At 68.5% G+C, this 18773-nt stretch carries 20 protein-coding genes; 16 read left to right on the top strand and 4 right to left on the bottom strand.

Going from position 1 to position 18773, the window contains the following annotated elements:
• Positions 1-147: 147 nt before the first annotated feature.
• The 8 genes from rpsM (at position 148) to PQS31_RS04210 (ending at position 5764) form a co-directional block, all read left to right on the top strand.
• On the top strand, positions 148-504 hold the full coding sequence (gene rpsM, locus PQS31_RS04245; RefSeq protein WP_096208143.1) for a 30S ribosomal protein S13: 357 nt from the start codon (positions 148-150) through the stop codon (positions 502-504).
• A gap of 12 nt (positions 505-516) precedes the next feature.
• A complete protein-coding gene (gene rpsK, locus PQS31_RS04240; RefSeq protein ID WP_096208142.1) occupies positions 517-909 on the top strand; it encodes a 30S ribosomal protein S11 in 393 nt (130 codons plus the stop codon).
• Between the two features lie 14 nt (positions 910-923).
• Entirely contained in the window at positions 924-1559 is a 636-nt protein-coding gene (gene rpsD, locus PQS31_RS04235) for a 30S ribosomal protein S4 (RefSeq protein ID WP_096208141.1), read from the top strand.
• Positions 1560-1615: 56 nt separating this feature from the next.
• A complete protein-coding gene (rpoA, locus tag PQS31_RS04230; protein ID WP_272761417.1) occupies positions 1616-2614 on the top strand; it encodes a DNA-directed RNA polymerase subunit alpha in 999 nt (332 codons plus the stop codon).
• Between the two features lie 228 nt (positions 2615-2842).
• On the top strand, positions 2843-3223 hold the full coding sequence (gene rplQ / locus PQS31_RS04225; protein ID WP_272761416.1) for a 50S ribosomal protein L17: 381 nt from the start codon (positions 2843-2845) through the stop codon (positions 3221-3223).
• A 133-nt stretch (positions 3224-3356) separates the two neighbouring features.
• Entirely contained in the window at positions 3357-3857 is a 501-nt protein-coding gene (locus PQS31_RS04220) for a disulfide bond formation protein B (RefSeq protein ID WP_272761415.1), read from the top strand.
• Positions 3858-3935: 78 nt separating this feature from the next.
• Positions 3936-5312 (top strand): 3-deoxy-7-phosphoheptulonate synthase class II, encoded by a 1377-nt coding sequence (locus tag PQS31_RS04215; RefSeq protein ID WP_272761454.1) that lies wholly within the window; start codon positions 3936-3938, stop codon positions 5310-5312.
• A 65-nt stretch (positions 5313-5377) separates the two neighbouring features.
• Positions 5378-5764: a hypothetical protein gene (locus PQS31_RS04210; protein ID WP_272761414.1), complete on the top strand. Its 387-nt coding sequence runs from the start codon at positions 5378-5380 to the stop codon at positions 5762-5764.
• Between the two features lie 17 nt (positions 5765-5781).
• On the opposite strand, the gene PQS31_RS04205 is transcribed toward PQS31_RS04210, so the two are convergent.
• From PQS31_RS04205 to typA, 3 genes are all read right to left on the bottom strand, one after another.
• Positions 5782-6237 (bottom strand): DUF2127 domain-containing protein, encoded by a 456-nt coding sequence (locus PQS31_RS04205; protein WP_272761413.1) that lies wholly within the window; start codon positions 6235-6237, stop codon positions 5782-5784.
• Between the two features lie 46 nt (positions 6238-6283).
• Positions 6284-6745, bottom strand: a complete 462-nt coding sequence (locus PQS31_RS04200; protein ID WP_272761453.1) for a 2'-5' RNA ligase family protein — start codon at positions 6743-6745, stop codon at positions 6284-6286.
• A 71-nt stretch (positions 6746-6816) separates the two neighbouring features.
• On the bottom strand, positions 6817-8646 hold the full coding sequence (gene typA, locus PQS31_RS04195; protein ID WP_272761412.1) for a translational GTPase TypA: 1830 nt from the start codon (positions 8644-8646) through the stop codon (positions 6817-6819).
• 184 nt (positions 8647-8830) lie between these two features.
• On the opposite strand from typA, the gene PQS31_RS04190 reads away from it, so the two are divergent.
• The 6 genes from PQS31_RS04190 (at position 8831) to prpE (ending at position 15187) form a co-directional block, all read left to right on the top strand.
• Positions 8831-9325 carry a peptidylprolyl isomerase gene (locus tag PQS31_RS04190; RefSeq protein WP_272761411.1) on the top strand — a complete coding sequence of 165 codons (495 nt, stop codon included), beginning with the start codon at positions 8831-8833 and terminating at the stop codon, positions 9323-9325.
• Positions 9326-9499: 174 nt separating this feature from the next.
• A complete protein-coding gene (locus tag PQS31_RS04185; protein ID WP_272761410.1) occupies positions 9500-10699 on the top strand; it encodes an aminotransferase class I/II-fold pyridoxal phosphate-dependent enzyme in 1200 nt (399 codons plus the stop codon).
• A gap of 8 nt (positions 10700-10707) precedes the next feature.
• A complete protein-coding gene (locus PQS31_RS04180; RefSeq protein ID WP_272761409.1) occupies positions 10708-11064 on the top strand; it encodes a glutaredoxin domain-containing protein in 357 nt (118 codons plus the stop codon).
• A gap of 51 nt (positions 11065-11115) precedes the next feature.
• Positions 11116-12102, top strand: a complete 987-nt coding sequence (locus tag PQS31_RS04175) for a malate dehydrogenase (protein ID WP_272761408.1) — start codon at positions 11116-11118, stop codon at positions 12100-12102.
• A 90-nt stretch (positions 12103-12192) separates the two neighbouring features.
• Complete coding sequence (locus tag PQS31_RS04170; RefSeq protein WP_272761407.1) at positions 12193-13173, top strand: hypothetical protein; 981 nt, start codon at positions 12193-12195, stop codon at positions 13171-13173.
• A gap of 112 nt (positions 13174-13285) precedes the next feature.
• Complete coding sequence (gene prpE / locus PQS31_RS04165) at positions 13286-15187, top strand: propionate--CoA ligase (protein WP_272761406.1); 1902 nt, start codon at positions 13286-13288, stop codon at positions 15185-15187.
• An 89-nt stretch (positions 15188-15276) separates the two neighbouring features.
• On the opposite strand, the gene PQS31_RS04160 is transcribed toward prpE, so the two are convergent.
• On the bottom strand, positions 15277-16494 hold the full coding sequence (locus PQS31_RS04160; RefSeq protein ID WP_272761405.1) for a citrate synthase family protein: 1218 nt from the start codon (positions 16492-16494) through the stop codon (positions 15277-15279).
• Between the two features lie 102 nt (positions 16495-16596).
• Between PQS31_RS04160 and prpB the strand changes: the two genes are divergently transcribed.
• The gene (prpB, locus tag PQS31_RS04155; RefSeq protein ID WP_272761404.1) at positions 16597-17481 is read left to right on the top strand and encodes a methylisocitrate lyase; all 885 of its coding nucleotides are present in this window, start codon (positions 16597-16599) and stop codon (positions 17479-17481) included.
• Between the two features lie 52 nt (positions 17482-17533).
• On the top strand, positions 17534-18691 hold the full coding sequence (gene prpC, locus PQS31_RS04150) for a 2-methylcitrate synthase (protein WP_272761403.1): 1158 nt from the start codon (positions 17534-17536) through the stop codon (positions 18689-18691).
• Positions 18692-18773 lie beyond the last annotated feature (82 nt).

Here is an 18773-nt window from a genome sequence, read left to right as displayed (position 1 = left end):
GCCGGAGCATGGGCACACTCCCCATGCCGGGTCCATGGCGCAGCCGCGTCCTGGACTTTGTGAAAGCCCGAGGCCCTGTTATCATTTCATGTTCCCTTTTTGCCGGGATTGAACCCCCGGCAGCCAAACCAGTTGGAGAATCCGCGCATGGCGCGTATTGCAGGCGTGAACCTGCCTGCCCAGAAGCATGTCTGGGTCGGGCTTCAGAGCATCTACGGCATCGGCCGTACCCGGTCGAAGAAGGTCTGCATTGCTGCAGGCGTCGAGACCAACACCAAGATCCGCGATCTGTCGGAGCCCGAAGTCGAGCGCCTGCGCGCCGAAGTCGGCAAGTACGTGGTCGAAGGCGATCTGCGTCGTGAAGTGGGCATGGCCATCAAGCGTCTGATGGACCTGTCCTGCTATCGCGGCCTGCGTCACCGCCGTGGTCTCCCGCTGCGTGGCCAGCGTACCCGGACCAATGCCCGTACCCGCAAGGGTCCGCGCAAGGCCATCAAGAAGTAAGGAGTCCTGACCATGGCCAAGCCGTCCGCAACCAAGACCAAGAAGAAGATCAAGCGCGTCGTCACCGACGGCATCGCGCATGTGCACGCTTCGTTCAACAACACGATCATCACGATCACCGATCGCCAGGGCAATGCGCTCTCGTGGGCGACGTCCGGTGGTGCAGGCTTCCGCGGCTCGCGCAAGTCCACCCCGTTCGCAGCGCAGGTCGCCGCCGAAAAGGCCGGCAAGGCTGCGCTGGACTACGGCGTGAAGTCGCTGGAAGTCCGCATCAAGGGCCCGGGTCCGGGTCGTGAATCGGCCGTGCGTTCGTTGAACAACGTGGGCTACAAGATCATCAACATCATCGACGTGACGCCTATCCCGCACAACGGGTGCCGTCCGCCGAAGAAGCGTCGCGTCTAAAGGAGCGATAAGAAATGGCTCGTTATATCGGTCCTACCTGTAAGCTCGCGCGCCGCGAAGGCGCCGACCTGTCCCTCAAGAGCCCGACCCGCGCGCTCGACTCGAAGTGCAAGCTGGAGCAGAAGCCCGGCCAGCACGGCGCCGGTACCGGTGCGCGTCGCAGCAAGCTGTCCGACTACGCCACCCAGCTGCGCGAGAAGCAGAAGGTCAAGCGTATCTACGGTCTGCTGGAGCGTCAGTTCCGCAACTATTACAAGAAGGCGTCCACCAAGAAGGGCAACACGGGTGAAAACCTGCTGCAGCTCCTCGAGACCCGCCTCGACAACGTCGTCTACCGCATGGGCTTCGCCGTCACCCGTCCGGCCGCTCGCCAGCTGGTCAGCCACCGTGGTGTCACGGTCAACGGCCAGTCGGTGAACCTGCCGTCCTACCAGGTCAAGGCCGGTGACGCGATCGCGCTGTCGGAGAAGGCACAGAAGCAGCTCCGCGTGCAGGAAGCGCTGAATGTGTCGTCGACGATGGACCTGTCGCCGTCGTGGGTCGAGGTCGACTCGAAGAAGTTCAGTGGTGTGTTCAAGTCGGTGCCCGACCGCGGCGATCTGCCGGCGGACATCAACGAAGCGCTGATCGTCGAGCTGTACTCGAAGTAATTCATTCAGGCCTCGCCGCGCCCCCCGGCGCGGCGGTCCCCAGGAGATACACACACATGACGGCTACCGCCAACCAGGTCCTGCGTCCCCGTGGCCCGCAGATCGAACGCCTCGCCGGCAATCGCGCGAAGGTCGTGATCGAGCCGCTGGAGCGCGGATACGGGCACACGCTGGGCAATGCCCTGCGTCGCGTGCTGCTGTCGTCGATTCCCGGCTTCGCGATCACCGAAGTCGAGATCGATGGCGTGCTGCACGAGTACAGCACCATCGAGGGTCTGCAGGAGGACGTGCTCGAAGTCCTGCTCAACCTCAAGGACGTCGCCATCCGCATGGGCACCGGCGAGAGCTCGACGCTGTCGCTGTCGAAGTCGGGCCCGGGCGTCGTGACCGCGTCCGACATCAAGACCGATCACAACGTCGAGATCCTCAACGGCGACCACGTGATCTGTCATCTCACCAAGGACGCGTCGATCAACATGCGTCTGAAGATCGAGCGTGGCTTCGGCTACCAGCCGGCCGCCGCCCGCCGTCGTCCCGACGAAGAGACCCGTGCCATCGGTCGCCTGATGCTGGACGCGTCGTTCTCGCCGGTCCGTCGCGTGGCCTATGAAGTCGAAGCGGCGCGCGTCGAACAGCGCACCGACCTCGACAAGCTGGTGCTCGACATCGAGACCAACGGCACGATCGATGCCGAGGAAGCCGTGCGCACCGCCGCCGACATCCTCACCGACCAGCTGTCGGTGTTCGGCGACTTCACGCACCGCGACCGCGGCGCCGCCAAGCCGCAGACCCCGGGCGTCGATCCGATCCTGCTGCGTCCGATCGACGATCTGGAGCTCACCGTGCGTTCGGCCAACTGCCTCAAGGCCGAGAGCATCTACTACATCGGTGATCTGATCCAGAAGACCGAAGTCGAGCTGCTGAAGACGCCGAACCTCGGCAAGAAGTCGCTGACCGAGATCAAGGAAGTGCTGGCGCAGCGCGGCCTGGCTCTGGGCATGAAGCTCGAGAACTGGCCGCCGACCGGCGTCGCCGCTCACGGCATGCTGGGCTAAGCAGTCCCACGCGACCGGTGCCCTCGGGCATCGGTCGCGGATGCGAGCGCCGGCGTAGGTCGCCGGTCCGCATCGGGATGTACGCAAGACCGCGCCGACGGGCAGAAGCCCGCGGCGTTGCCGGCAAGGGACCACCGGCTTTCGGACCATCCGCAGTCCAAGTACCAACGCCAGGACGGCGCCAACGCGTCACACAGACCCACCATTCCAGACTGAAGGATTCATGCCATGCGCCATCAGAAGGCCGGCCGCAAGTTCAACCGCACCAGCGCCCATCGCGAAGCGATGTTCCGCAACATGGCGGCGTCGCTGATCAAGAGCGAACTCATCAAGACCACCCTGCCCAAGGCCAAGGAACTGCGCCGCGTCGCCGAACCGCTGATCACCCTGGGTAAGGTCGACAGCGTCGCCAACCGTCGTCTCGCCTTCGCGCGTCTGCGCGACAAGGAAGCTGTCGGCACGCTGTTCACCACCGTCGGTCCGCGCTATGCCGCGCGTCCGGGTGGTTACATGCGCATCCTCAAGTGCGGCTTCCGCGCCGGCGACAACGCGCCGATGGCGTATGTCGAGCTGGTCGATCGCCCGCAGGCGTCGGTCGACGCCGAGTAAGAACCGTCAGCGCGCCCCGCGCCCCGCGCGCGGGTTCACGCCAGCGATGGAACGAAGCCCCGGCACCTGCCGGGGTTTTTGTTTGCGCCGCCGCGCCCGATAATCGTCCCGATTTCCCACTCCCGGTCTGCCCATGAATCCTGCCCGCTGGTCGTTCCGGTCGCTGATGCTCGCCGGTGCCGTCACGTGTTTCGCGCTGATCGGCTTCGCGATCTACTCGCAGCTGGCCTGGGGCCTGGAGCCGTGTCCGCTGTGCATCTTCCAGCGCATCGCGTTCGCGGCGCTCGGCGTGGTGCTGCTGGTCGCCGGCCTGCATGCGCCGCGGCGCAGCGGCGGACGTACCGCGTACGGTCTGCTCGGCTTCGCGGCGGCGGCGGTCGGCATCGGCATCGCCGGGCGCCATGTGTGGCTGCAGATGAACCCGCCCGGCTTCGTGGCCTGCGGCGCCCCGTTTTCGTTCATGCGCCAGACCATGGACACGCCGACGTTGATCCAGAAGGTGCTCACCGGCAGCGGGGATTGCGGCACCGTGGACTGGACGTTCCTCGGCCTGTCGATGCCGGCGTGGAGCCTGGTGTGGTTCGTACTGCTCGCCGGTCTGGCCCTGTTCGCGGGTCTGCGCGCACGGCGCTGACGTGCCGGCCGGAAATTGACGCATCGCAGCAACCTGCGATGATGGCGGACACCCGAGGAAACGCCGATGTCGCCGTCCATGAATGCCCGCCTGCAATCCGCGAACGCCGCGCCGGCGTGGCAGCCCGACGCCTGGCGTGCGCGGCCCGCCAAGCAGTTGCCGACCTATCCCGATGCCGCGGCGCTCGCCGAGGTCCAGCAGGAACTGCGCGCATTGCCGCCGCTGGTGACCTCGTGGGAAATCCTCAGCCTCAAGCAACAACTGGCCGATGCCCAGGAGGGGCGCCGGTTCCTGCTGCAGGGCGGCGACTGCGCGGAGAACTTCGGGGACTGCACCTCCGACATCATCTCCAACCGCCTGAAGGTCCTGCTGCAGATGAGCCTGGTGCTCGTGCACGGCATGCGCCTGCCGGTGGTGCGCGTGGGGCGCTTTGCCGGGCAGTACGCTAAGCCGCGTTCGGCCGACACGGAGACCCGTGACGGCGTGACCTTGCCCTGTTACCGCGGAGACGTCGTCAACGCGCCAGCGTTCACGCCCGAGGCGCGCACGCCGGATCCGCGGCGGATGATCAAGGCGCATGCCCGGTCGGCGATGACGATGAACTTCGTCCGCTCGCTGATCGACGGCGGCTTCGCGGATCTGCATCACCCCGAGTACTGGGGGCTGGAATGGGTGGGCGAATCCCCGCTGGCCGAGGAATACCAGCGCATGGTCTCCGGGCTCGGCGACGCGGTGCGTTTCATGGAGACGCTGGCCGGCGCCCAGGTGCACAACCTCAACCGCGTCGATTTCTACACCTCGCACGAAGCCCTGCTGCTGCCCTACGAGGAAGCGCAGACCCGGCAGGTGCCACGCCAGAGCGGCTGGTTCAATCTCAGCACGCATTTCCCTTGGATCGGCGTACGCACGGCGGCGCTCGACGGCGCGCACGTCGAATACATGCGCGGCATCCGCAATCCGGTCGGGGTGAAAGTGGGGCCGACGTCGACACCCGACGAACTCTTGCGCCTGATCGACGTGCTCAACCCCGACGACGAGCCGGGCCGGCTGAGCCTGATTCACCGCATGGGCGCCACGCAGGTGGCCGAGCGCCTGCCGGCGCTGCTCGAGGCCGTGCGTCGCGACGGCAGGCGCGTGCTGTGGATCTGCGATCCGATGCACGGCAATACCGAATCGACCAGCAACGGCTACAAGACGCGCCGCTTCGACAACATCCGCAGCGAGATCGAGCAGGCGTTCGAGCTCCACGCCGCTGCGGGCACGCGGCTGGGCGGCGTGCATCTGGAACTCACCGGCGAGGATGTCACCGAGTGCATGGGCGGTGCGCGATCGCTGACCGAGGTCGACCTCGAGCGCGCCTACAAGAGCCAGGTCGACCCTCGGCTCAACTACGAGCAGGCGCTCGAGACCGCGATGCTGATCGTGCGCAAGCACGCGCAGGGCACACGCGCCTAGCCGCCGGCGTCGCCGGGCAGCGCATCGAATGCGCCGCGCTCGACGTCCTCGAGAAATGCCGCGCAGTGCGCGTCGTCGCCGCGGTGGTCCGGGAAATACCGCGCGCGCAGGCGGAGAACGCCGTGCATGATGCGTGTCTCGGCGGCGGTACGTGCGTCCTGGGCTGCGCGCGCGTCACCGACGTCCGCATCGGCGGCGACCTCGTACTGATGGTGCAACCTGTCGGCGGCCTGCTGGACGCGCGCCCGATTGCGCGCGGACCACGCACGCTGGATTTTGGCGACAGCTGCCGGATCGCTGTCCGGCAGCGCATTGCACAGCTGGCGCAGCGCGTCATCGACCACGAGTGCCCGCGCCAGGGTGCGCTCGTCCGCGGCACCGGCCTCCACACCGGCGCCGATCGCATGGCCCGCCACACACGCGAGCGCAAGGGCGATGCCGCACGCGCGTGACGGCCACGCGTGCGCCTTCACGCGCGCCGTCGACGCTGCAGGTCGCGCGCCAGCACCAGCACGATCACCAGGTTGAGGACGAACACACCCCAGGTCAGCCAGTCCGGGTGGTGCCAAAGGGCGTAGATCTCGAACGGCAGGTACGCCGCCGCGCCGATGCAGCCCAGCCAGGACGCCCAGGCCCGGTGCCGCCACAAGCCCCAGGCCTCGAGCAGGCGCATGCCGGCGTAGACCAGGCCGACCGCGACGGCGACGTGCACGGTCTGCGGCGTGATGGCGTCGAGCAGGGCGCTGCTGCCGCGCTGGACGACGATGCCGAGCCGCGCGAGCGCGGTCTGGAGTTCGTGCTGCAGTGCGTCGGGTCCGATCGCCGCGAGGGCGGCAGCCCCGGCCAGTGCGATCACACCCTTGGTGGCTTCGAAGATGGCGATGGCGCGCAGGCCGCGCAGCGCGTGGGTCGGGACGTCGGACATCAGAACAGGGCGGCCTGGTGGGGTGGTGGCGGCAGCGGCGCGCCGCTCAGCGGCCAGTGCGCGAGCGCATCGTAACGCCGCCGGGATTGAACAGGAGTTCGAAGCCGTCGACGGCGAGCGGCCCGGTCGCGCACGCGATCCGGTCGAGCCAGGGCTGCGGGCCGAGGTGCTTGTCGAGATACGCCAGGGTGAGGTGCGGTTGGGTCGTCGCCTGCGCCGGCACGATGCCGATGCGTCGTACCGCGTCGCGCGCGGCATCGCACAGCGCCTGCAGCGCGGGACAGGGATGCGGCAGCGCCACCACCGCCCCGGATTGCGGCCAGTAGGCCAGACGCTCGATCGAGCAGACGTGCGGGGGAATGCGCGTGGCGGCGTCGGCGAACGCATCGAGCAGCGCCGGCATCACCGCCGCGTCGACCGCGTGCCCGATGAAGCACAGGGTCACGTGCCACTGGTCGGCGCGGCGCGGATGCAAAGACGGCGCGCCCGGAGGGCACGCCGTCTGCATACGTTGGGACAGGGCCGCGAGTGCCGCCCGGTCGCCGGCCCCCGGCCGCCACGCCGGGAACGGCGCCTGGCTCACGCGGCGCGCGAGGCGCGCTTGCGGTCGCTTTCGGTCAGCAACTTCTTGCGCAGGCGGATTTCCTTCGGGGTGACTTCGACCAGCTCGTCGTCCTCGATGAAGTCCAGCGCCTGTTCCAGCGTGTACTTCAGCGCCGGGGTCAGCTTGATCGCGTCGTCCTTGCCCGAGGCACGCACGTTGGTCAGCGGCTTGCCCTTGATGACGTTGACGGTGAGGTCGTTGTCCTTGGAGTGGATGCCGACCAGCTGGCCTTCGTAGACGTGGTCGCCTTCGGCGGCGAACAGGCGGCCGCGTTCTTCCAGCGGGCCGAGCGAGTAGGCCGGCGTCATGCCCGGCGCATTGGCGATCATCACGCCGTTGTTGCGCTTGGCGATCGCCCCGGTTTCCTTCGGGCCGTAATGGTCGAACACGTGGAACAGCAGGCCGGAACCTTGCGTGAGCGTCTTGAACTCGTTCTGGAAGCCGATCAGGCCACGCGCCGGAATCATGTAATCCAGGCGCACGCGGCCCTTGCCGTCGGGCTCCATGTTCTTCAGCTGGCCCTTGCGGATGCCGAGCTTCTCCATCACGCCGCCCTGGTGCTGCTCCTCGACGTCGACGACGAGCTGCTCGATCGGCTCCATCAGCTGGCCGTCGATCTCCTTGATGATGACCTCGGGGCGCGAGACCGCCAGTTCGAAGCCCTCGCGGCGCATGTTCTCGATCAGCACCGAGAGGTGCAGCTCGCCGCGGCCCGAGACCAGGAACTTGTCGGCGTCCTGGGTTTCCTCGACCTTCAGGGCCACGTTGTGCAGCGTCTCGCGCTCCAGACGCTCGCGGATCTGGCGGCTGGTGATGAACTTGCCGCCGCTGTGTTCCTTGCTGCCGGCGAAGGGCGAGTTGTTGACCTGGAAGGTCATCGAGATCGTGGGCTCGTCGACGGTCAGCGCCGGCAACGCCTCGGGCGTGTCGAGCGCGCAGACGGTGTCGGAGATGGAGAGATCCTGCACGCCGGCGATCGCGACGATGTCGCCCGCCTGCGCTTCCTCCACTTCCACACGCTCCAGACCGAGGAAGCCGAGCACCTGCACCACCTTGCCCTGGCGCTTCTTGCCCTCGCGGTCGACCACGCTGACCGGCATGTTCTTCTTGAGCTTGCCGCGCTGGATGCGGCCGATGCCGATCAGGCCGACGAAGTTGTTGTAGTCGAGCTGGCTGATGCGCATCTGGAACGCGCCGTCACGGTCCACGTCCGGCGGCGCGACGTGCTGCATGATCGCCTCGTACAGCGGGGTCATGTCGCCCGAGCGCGCCGCGTCGTCGAGGCTGGCGTAGCCGTGCAGCGCGGAGGCGTAGACGATCGGGAAATCCAGCTGCTCGTTGGTCGCGCCGAGCTTGTCGAACAGGTCGAACACCTGGTCGATCACCCAGTCGGGACGCGCGCCCGGACGGTCGATCTTGTTGACGACGACGATCGGCTTGAAGCCCATCGCGAACGCCTTCTGGGTGACGAAACGCGTCTGCGGCATCGGGCCGTCCATCGCGTCGACCAGGATCAGCACCGAGTCGACCATCGACAGCACGCGCTCGACCTCGCCGCCGAAGTCGGCGTGGCCGGGGGTGTCGACGATGTTGATGCGGTTACCCTGCCAGTTGATGGCGGTGTTCTTGGCCAGGATCGTGATGCCACGCTCCTTTTCCTGGTCGTTGCTGTCCATCACGCGCTCGGCGAGGACGGTCCGCTCCGACAGGGTGCCCGATTGCTTGAGCAGGCAGTCGACGAGGGTGGTCTTGCCGTGGTCGACGTGGGCGACGATGGCGATGTTGCGCAGGCGTTCGATGGACATGGGCAAGGCTGCGCCAGAGTCGAAGACCGGGGCGCACTAGAGTCAGTGAAAGAGCCCGGAATTATACCGTGTTGCGCCGCCGCATGGCGGCCGGGCCGGAGCGCCGACTTGAAACCGTCCGGGGAGGCCGCATGTAGCCCGTTCGCCGGCCCGGCCGGCGGCCTTTCCCATCCCAGGATTCCTCATGTCCCTGAACGCCGTATTCGATACCGACCGTGGCCCGATCACCGTCGAGCTGTTCGCCGACAAGGCCCCGCTGACCGTGGCCAACTTCGTCAACCTGGCCAAGCGCGGCTTCTACGACGGACTGAACTTCCACCGCGTGATCGCCGACTTCATGGTCCAGGGCGGCTGCCCCGAAGGCTCCGGCCGCGGCGGCCCGGGGTACCGGTTCGAGGACGAGACCAACAACGGCGTCAAGCACGAGCGTGGCGTGCTGTCGATGGCCAATGCCGGTCCCAACACCAACGGCAGCCAGTTCTTCATCACCCACATCAAGACCGACTGGCTGGACGGCAAGCACACCGTCTTCGGCAAGGTCACCGAGGGTCTGGACGTGGTCGATACGATCAAGCAGGGCGACACGATCAAGTCGGTGAAGATCGAGGGTGACGCCGACGCCGTGCTGGCCGCCAAGGCCGACCGCGTGGCCGAGTGGAACAAGGTCCTCGCGGCCTGAGTGCGCGCCGGCCCCCGGGCCGATGCTGTGGCGACGCCGCGGTCCTCACGGGCCGCGGCGTCGTCGTGTGGGTGCCCCCCCCGCGCCGTGCCCGCCCGCGGCAGGCCTGCTAAAATTTCGCGCTCTGTCGCCCGGCCTGCCGGCCTGGCGATCCGTCCGGAGAGGTGTCCCGCGATGCCCCAGCTTGCCCGCCGCGTCGGCCGTGCCCGGCCCAGCGCCATCATGCAGGTCGCCGAGAAGGCCAGACGCCTGAAGGCCGAAGGCCGGGACATCATCAGCTTCTCGATCGGCGTGCCGAACTTCCTGCCCGGCGCGCATGTGTATGCCGCCGCGCGCGAGGCGCTCGAGCACGACAGCGGCCAGTACGGCAGCAACCGCGGCAGCGACGCGCTGCTCGACGCGTTCATCGGCCATCTCGACCGCATCGGCCTGCCGGGCTACACCCGCGCGCACTGCGCCAGCGGCATCGGCGCCAAGCACATCCTCTATACGCTGGCCGAGGTGCTGCTCGACGAAGGCGACGGCTTCGCGTTCGCAACGCCCTACTGGACGACCTATCTGGACATCGCCGAGATCGTCGGTGCCGACATCCAGTTGCTGCCGTGCCCGCCGGAACAGGACTACAAGCTGACCCCGGCGCAGCTCGATGCCGCGCTGGCGCGCAAGCCCAAGGTCTTCCTGTTCAACAACCCGTCGAATCCGACCGGCATGGTCTACACGCGGGACGAGATCGCCGCGCTGGCCGACGTGCTGGTACGGCATCCCGATACGTGGATCATCACCGACGACATCTACAACCGCATGGTGTTCGACGGTGTCGGCTACCACAACGTCGTGCAGGCCCGGCCGGAGCTGCGCGAGCGCACGATCTTCGTCGATTCGCTGTCCAAGACCTACGGCATGCCCGGCTGGCGCGTCGGCCTGCTGGCCGGGCCCGAATCGGTCGCCAGGGCCTTCGCGACGATGAACTCCAACCACATCACCAACGTGCCCGAAGTCGTGACCGCGGCCGCGGTCGCGGCGCTGACCGGTCCGCAGGATGTGCCGAGCGCGAAATGCGCCGAGTTCCAGGCGCGCCGTGACCGCGTGATGGCCGCGCTGGCGGAGATCCCGGGCGTGGTCTGTCCGAAGCCGGCCGGCGCGTTCTACGTGTTTCCCGATATCAGCGTGGCCTTCGGCACGTCGCACGGTGACACGCACATCGGCAATGACGTCGACCTGTGCAATGCACTGCTCGAGGCCAAGGGCGTGGCCTGCGTGCCGGGCTCGGCCTTCGGCGAGCCGCGCGCCCTGCGCATCAGCTATACCTGTCCGGAGGCGCAGCTCGCCCCCGGACTCGACCGCATCCGCGAGTTCTTCGCGGAGCTGCGCTGAGCGCGCGGATGCGGCTGCTCCTGCTTCTCGCTGCATTGGCACTGGCCGGGGGCTGGATGCACCTGCGTGCCGAGGCGCCGCAGCCGCTGCATCCGGACGATCCACGCGGCGCGACCGGCAAGACCGGCATCGTGATGCTGGCCGCCGAGTGGTGCGGGTACTGCCGCCGGCAGCAGGCGGAGTTCGCCGCCGGCAAGGTGCGCTATCGCGTCCTCGACATCGACACGCCGGCCGGTGCGCGCGCGATGCAGGCCCTCGGTGCGCGCGGCGTGCCGGTCACGGTGATCGGCCAGACCGTGATCCGTGGCTACGACACGGCCGCACTGGCCGAACACCTCGAACCGCTGGGCTATCCGCTCTATTGACCGCCCGGCCCGATCCACGACATCCCCCCAAGTGAACGAAAGGACATTTCCATGAAGACTCCCGTCCGTGTTGCCGTGACCGGCGCCGCCGGCCAGATCGGCTACGCCCTCCTGTTCCGCATCGCCTCCGGTGAAATGCTGGGCAAGGACCAGCCGGTGATCCTGCAGCTGCTCGAGCTGCCGATCGACAAGGCGCAGGCCGCGCTCAAGGGCGTGATCATGGAGCTCGAGGACTGCGCGTTCCCGCTGCTGGCCGGTGTCATCGGCACCGACGATGCGGAGGTCGCGTTCAAGGACGCCGACATCGCGCTGCTCGTCGGCGCGCGTCCGCGCGGCCCGGGCATGGAGCGCAAGGACCTGCTGCTCGAGAACGCCAAGATCTTCACCGCCCAGGGCGCGGCGCTGAACAAGGTCGCCTCGCGTGACGTCAAGGTGCTGGTGGTCGGCAACCCGGCCAACACCAACGCCTACATCGCCATGAAGTCGGCGCCGGATCTCAACCCGCGCAACTTCACCGCGATGCTGCGCCTCGACCACAACCGCGCGCTGAGCCAGCTGGCAGCCAAGGCCGAGGTCGCCGTCGGCGACATCGAGGGCCTGATCGTCTGGGGCAACCATAGCCCGACCATGTACCCGGACTACCGCTTCGCCACCGCGAACGGCGTCAACCTCAAGGACAAGGTCGGCGACGCCGACTGGAACGCCAACACCTTCATCCCGCAGGTCGGCAAGCGCGGCGCGGCGATCATCGAAGCGCGCGGCCTGTCGTCGGCGGCCTCGGCCGCCAATGCCGCCATCGACCACATCCGCGACTGGGTGCTGGGCAGCAACGGCAAGTGGGTGACGATGGGCGTGCCGTCGGACGGCAGCTACGGCATCCCCGAAGGCGTGATCTTCGGCTTCGCGGTGACCACGCAGAACGGCGAATACACGCTGGTCAAGGACCTCGAAGTCGACGACTTCAGCCAGAAGGCCATCGACAAGACCCTGGCCGAGCTCGAGGAAGAGCGCAGCGGCGTGGCGCATCTGCTGGGCTGACCGCAGCCGTACGGGTGTACAAGAAGCGCCGGGATTCCCGGCGCTTTTTTTTGCCTGGCCATTGGGGCGGGCGGCCGAAGGGGGAGGCACATGATCGTTCCGCAGTACTGGGCCGAAGGCCGGTTGCAACACCGCACGAGGGGCCGGCAGGTCACCGTGCGCCGTTTCGGCTGGTCCGACCTCAGCCTGGAAGACGCCCAGGCACTGGCCGATGCACGTACGCGTGAGGCCTTCGAGCGGGTGCTGGCCGGCGAGGCGCTCCCGCGCCGTGAGGCCAGGCGGCCCTACAACGGGTCTGAGGGCGTGCCGATCCGCGAGGAGATCGTGGCGCGCGAGGGCGACAGCGTCATCACCCGCAACGCCTACGGCGCGCGCTGCCTCAACACGCCGCGCGCCTTGTTCGTGGACATCGATTTCCACGATCCGGGCCCGGACCGTGCGCTTCGATGGGGCTGCCGGGTGCCGTTGCTGATGCTCGCGGCGGGCATCGGCGGCGCAGCGGGGTCGTGGCTGGTCGGACTTGTCGCGACGGGCATTGCGCTCGCCCTGGGTGCGTGGATCGCGCGTCGCATCCACGCCACGCGCCGGAACAGGGACGGTGGCCCGGCCGCGGCGGTGGACCGGCGGATCGAGGCGTTCGTGCGCCAGCATCCGGCGTGGCGCCTGCGGCAGTACGCGACACCCGCGGGCGTGCGGCTGCTCGCCCTGCATCGCGGCTTCGATCCGCGCGAGCCGGAGGTGGCGGCGTGCTTCGCCGCGTTGGGGGCCGATCCGGTGTACGCGCTGATGTGCGTGCGGCAGCGCTGCTTCCGCGCCCGGGTCAGCCCCAAGCCGTGGCGGATCGGCATCGAGCGGCACATCCGTCCACGGCCCGGTACCTGGCCGATCGACCCCGCACGCATGCCGGAGCGGCGTCGTTGGATCGAGGACTACGAGCGGCGCGCCGAGGGGTTTGCCGCGTGCCGTTACGTGCGCACCCTCGGCGAGGGTGCGGCCGACCCGGCGATCGATGCGGTGCGCGCGCTGCACGACGCGCTCTGCCGCGCGGAGCGCGCCTTGCCGCTGGCGTGAACGGCGCCTGCCCGAGGGCAGGCGCGAGCCCGCCCATGCGACGAAGGTCGAGCGGTCCGGGTCCGGAGCGCCGGGCTATGCTGCGGAACGTCGTCGCGTCCGGAGTGTCGACATGGGCTACGAGGCCTTCCACCGCCGTTCCATCGAGGACCCCGAGGGCTTCTGGGGCGAGCAGGCGCGGGCGATCCACTGGCACACCGCGCCGCAGCGGATCCTCGACGATTCGAACCCGCCGTTCCGCAAGTGGTTCGTCGGCGGCCAGACCAACCTCTGCTACAACGCCGTCGACCGGCATCTCGAGGCGCGCGGCGACCAGCTCGCGCTCGTTGCGATCTCGACCGAGACCAACGAGACCCGCGAACTCACCTACGCGCAGCTGCATCGCGAGGTCAGTGATTTCGCCGCCGTGCTCGTGGCGCTCGGCGTGGGCCGCGGCGACCGCGTCGTCATCTACATGCCCAACATGGCCGAGGCCGTGTTCGCGATGCTGGCCTGCGCGCGCATCGGTGCGGTGCATTCGGTGGTCTTCGGCGGTTTCGCCGCGCACAACCTGGCGCTGCGCATCGACGATGCGACGCCGGCGCTGTTGATCGCCGCCGATGCCGGCAGCCGCGGCGGCAAGATCATTCCGTACAAGCCGTTGATCGATGCCGCGTGCGCGGAGGCGACGTCGCCACCGCCCAAGGTATTGATTGTCGATCGCGGCCTCACGCGGGGTTACACACGCGTCGAAGGCCGCGACCTCGACTACGCCGCGCTGCGCGCGCAGCACGCCGGCACCGACGTGCCGGTGACCTGGCTGGAATCCAACGAGCCGAGCTATCTGCTCTACACCTCCGGCACCACCGGCAAGCCCAAGGGCGTGCAGCGCGATGTCGGCGGCTATGCGGTCGCGATGGCGCTGTCGATGTGGTCGATCTACGACATCCGCGCCGGCCAGGTGATGTTCTCCACCTCGGACGTGGGCTGGGCCGTGGGCCATTCCTACAACGTCTACGGGCCGCTGATCGCGGGGGCGACCTCGATCCTCTACGAAGGCCTGCCGACCACGCCCGATCCCGGCATCTGGTGGAAGATCTGTGCCGACTACGGCGTGCGCACGATGTTCTCCTCGCCCACCGGCATCCGCGTGCTGAAGAAGCAGGATCCGAAGTTCCTCGCGCAATACGACCTGTCGCAGCTGCGCTACCTGTTTCTCGCCGGCGAGCCGCTCGACGAACCGACGGCGACGTGGATCAGCGACGGTCTCGGCGGCACGACCGTCATCGACAACTACTGGCAGACCGAAACCGGCTGGCCGGTGCTGGCGCTGATGCCGGGGGTCGAACTCCGACCGGTGAAATTCGGGTCCCCGGGCCTGCCGACGCCGGGTTTCGATCTGCGCGTGATCGACGAGAGCACCGGCGCGCGCGTGCCGCCCGGCACCAAGGGTGTGCTGGTGATCCGGCCGCCGCTGCCGCCGGGCTGCATGACCACGGTCTGGAACGACGATGCGCGCTTTGTGTCGAGCTATTTCTCGCACTTCAGCGAGCTGCTCTACAGCTCGCTGGACTGGGCGATCCAGGACGAGGACGGCTACACCTTCATCCTCGGCCGCACCGACGATGTCATCAACGTCGCCGGCCATCGCCTCGGCACGCGCGAGATCGAGGAAGCGGTGTCGAGCCACCCGGCGGTGGCCGAGGCCGCGGTGATCGGCGTGGCCGACGCGCTCAAGGGCCAGGTGCCGGTGGTGTTCGCCACGCTCAAGCAGACCGCCGCGGATGCGGTGGCGCAGCAGGCGACGGCGGCCGAGATGATGCGCACGGTCGCCGATCAGCTGGGTGCGGTGGCCCGGCCGGCGCGCGTCTACGTGGTCAACGCGCTGCCGAAGACGCGCTCGGGCAAATTGCTGCGGCGGTCGCTGCAGGCGCTGGCGGAAGCCCGGGATCCGGGGGATCTCTCGACGCTGGATGATCCGAACGCGCTGGAGGATGTGCGTCGCGTGCTGGAGCGGGGCGCGGACGCGGGCTGAACGCTCGTTTTCAGGCGCGCTCGCGCGCCAAGAGTGTGCCGGAGTGCCGGTGCGCGTGGGCGCGCCGTCGCGCGCCTGCACGCGCACCGTCATTCCGCCGGCGCGACGCCGGTGTAATGCGCGCGCGGGCGGATCAGCATGCCCAGTTCCTGCTGTTCCAGCGCATGCGCCAGCCAGCCCGCGAGGCGGCCGGCGGCGAACATGCACAACGCCGGCGTCGCCGGCAGGCCGTGCACGAAACAGATCGCCGCGAGCATGCCGTCGATGTTGGGATGCCGGCCGCTGGTCTCGGCTGCCGAGTGCAGCACCGCCTCCACCTGCTGCATGCGGGCATCGCCCGCATGACGCGCGCGCAGCATCGCCAGCACTTCGGCCGCGCGCGGATCGCCGTCGGGATACAGCACGTGATGGAAGCCGGGCAGATCGTCACCGCGCTGCCAGCGCTCGGCGACGAAGGCAGCGGGCGAGGGGGCGTCGCAGGCCTCGCGGATCAGCGCATGCGCGCGCGCGGTCGCGCCGCCGTGACGCGGTCCCGACAGCGCGGCGAGACCCGCGCACACCGTGGCATGCAGATGCGCGCCGGTGGAGGCGACCACGCGGGCGGCGAATGCCGAGACATTGAGTTCGTGGTCCGCGCACAGCACCAGGGCCGCGCGCACCAGTTCGGAGAAGGCCGCGTCACCCGGGCGCCAGGACTCGGCCAGCAGCGCATGCACGGGCCGCGCATCCGGCGAGCCGGCGACGAGCAACGCGGCGTTCTGGCGCAGCAACGTCGCGGCGACGCCGCGCTTGGCGGCCGGCGCGGCGCTCAGCGAATGCCGCAGATCCGGGGCGAGCAGGGGGATCGCCGCCATCGCGCGTTCGATCGGCGGCAGCGTCGCGTCGCCGGCGATCGGCGCCGCGCGCGCGGGCCAGTCGCCGGCGTCGGCATCGAACGGATCGGCATCGCCGCAATCCCACAGCAGGCGTGCGGTGTCTTCGAGCGTGGCGCCGCTGCGCACCATCGCCACCGCCGAGCGCCCGCGGTAATAGGGGCTGTCGGGCCGGATCAGGGAGATCCGGGTTTCCATCACCGGCAGGCCGCGGTCGAGGCTCTGCGCCGCACCGCGCGCCGCACCGCGGCCGGCGCGCTTGCGCTGGGTGAGGCGTTCGACGTCCTGGCGCAGGTAGACGCGGCTGCGGTGGTCGGCGCCGGGGCGCGATTCGAGCAGGCCCCGGCTGACGTAGGCATAGAGTGTCGCGGTGCTGATGCCGAGCGCCGCACAGGCCTCGGCCGCGGACATCAGGTCGCCGTCGTGTGCATTCACCTTGAATCCCGATGTATTGATTGATTCGATCAAGATTGATCAACCTGTCGGATGGTGCCAGATTGCATGCCGTCGCGGTACACCGCAGTCCGGAGTCAGCCCATGTCCACCCTGTCCGCAGGCGCGAAGTTCCGCGCCGCGCTCGCCGCCGAATCACCGCTGCAGGTGATCGGCGCGATCAACGCCAATCACGCGCTGCTGGCCAAGCGCGCCGGCTTCCAGGCGATCTACCTCTCGGGCGGCGGTGTCGCCGCGGGCTCGCTGGGCCTGCCGGACCTCGGCATCAATACGCTCGAGGACGTGTTGATCGACGTGCGCCGCATCACCGACGTCTGCGACCTGCCGCTGCTGGTCGACATCGACACCGGCTTCGGGCCGAGCGCGTTCAACATCGAGCGCACGGTGAAGTCGCTGATCAAGGCCGGCGCCGCGGCCTGCCACATCGAGGACCAGGTCGGCGCCAAGCGCTGCGGCCATCGTCCGGGCAAGGAGATCGTGTCGCAGGGCGAGATGGTCGACCGGGTCAAGGCCGCGGCCGATGCGAAGACCGATCCGGACTTCTTCCTGATCGCGCGCACCGATGCGATCCAGGTCGACGGCGTGGACGCCGCGATCGAACGCGCCATCGCCTGCATCGAGGCCGGCGCTGACGGCATCTTCGCCGAGGCGGCCTACGACCTCGACACCTATCGCCGCTTCGTCGACGCGGTGAAGGTGCCGGTGCTCGCCAACATCACCGAGTTCGGCAAGACGCCGCTGTTCACGCGCGACGAGCTGGCCTCGGCCGGGGTCGCGATCCAGCTGTTCCCGCTGTCGGCATTCCGCGCTGCCAACAAGGCCGCCGAAGCGGTGTACACCGCCGTGCGCCGCGACGGGCACCAGCAGAGCGTCGTCGATGCGATGCAGACCCGCGAGGAGCTCTACGAGCGCATCGGCTACCACGCCTTCGAGCAGCGCCTCGACGCGCTGTTCGCCTCGAAGAAGTAAGCGACTTCCGATCATTCCATCCGTGCCCGCGGGCATCCAACGGAGATTCCAGATGAGCGACACCGCCACCACCGCCCCCGGCTTCAAGCCGAAGAAGTCCGTCGCGCTGAGCGGCACGGCCGCCGGCAACACCGCGCTGTGCACCGTCGGCCGCAGTGGCAACGACCTGCACTACCGCGGCTACGACATCCTCGATCTCGCGCGCACCAGCGAGTTCGAGGAGATCGCCTATCTGCTGGTCCACGGCAAGCTGCCCAACGAGGCGGAACTGCGCGGCTACAAGGCCAAGCTGAAGTCCCTGCGCGGCATTCCGGCCGCGGTGAAGGCCGCGCTCGAGGAACTGCCGGCGTCGGCGCATCCGATGGACGTCATGCGTACCGGCGTCTCGGTCCTCGGCTGCGTGCAGCCGGAGAAGGACGACCACAACCACCCCGGTGCGCGCGACATCGCCGACAAGCTGATGGCCTCGCTCGGCTCGATGCTGCTGTACTGGTACCACTGGAGCCACAACGGCCGCGCGATCGACGTCGAGACCGACGACGATTCGATCGGCGGACACTTCCTGCATCTGCTGCACGGCGTGCCGCCGCGCGAGAGCTGGGTCAAGGCGATGCACACCTCGCTGATCCTCTACGCCGAGCACGAGTTCAATGCATCGACCTTCGCCAGCCGCGTCGTCGCCGGCACCGGCAGCGACATGCATTCGTGCATCACCGCCGGCATCGGCGCGCTGCGCGGACCGAAGCACGGCGGCGCGAACGAGGTGGCGTTCGAAGTGCAGAAGCGTTACGACACGCCGGACGAGGCGGAAGCCGACATCCGCGCGCGCGTGGAGAAGAAGGAAGTGATCATCGGCTTCGGCCACCCGGTCTATACCGTCAGCGATCCGCGCAACGAGGTCATCAAGACCGTCGCGCGCGAACTGTCGGACGAAGTGGGCAGCCGCAAGATGTACGACATCGCCGAGCGCCTGGAGACGGTGATGTGGGACATCAAGAAGATGTTCCCCAACCTCGACTGGTTCAGCGCGGTGAGCTACCACATGATGGGGGTGCCGACGGCGATGTTCACCCCGCTGTTCGTGATCGCACGCACCGCGGGCTGGAGCGCGCACGTCATCGAGCAGCGCATCGACGGCAAGATCATCCGCCCGAGTGCGAATTACACCGGGCCCGAGGACCAGGCGTTCGTGCCGATCGCCGAACGCTGAGCGCCCGGCCGGGATTCGGGAATCGGGGCCGGGGCCGTTCGCCCGGTTCCCGCGTTCCGACTCCCGAATCCCCATTCCCCAC

It is taken from the genome of Luteimonas sp. BLCC-B24, from assembly GCF_028550595.1.
Classification (GTDB): domain Bacteria; phylum Pseudomonadota; class Gammaproteobacteria; order Xanthomonadales; family Xanthomonadaceae; genus Luteimonas.
Note: the sequence above shows the minus strand (reverse complement) of the source record. Positions and strands in the feature narration are given on the sequence as shown.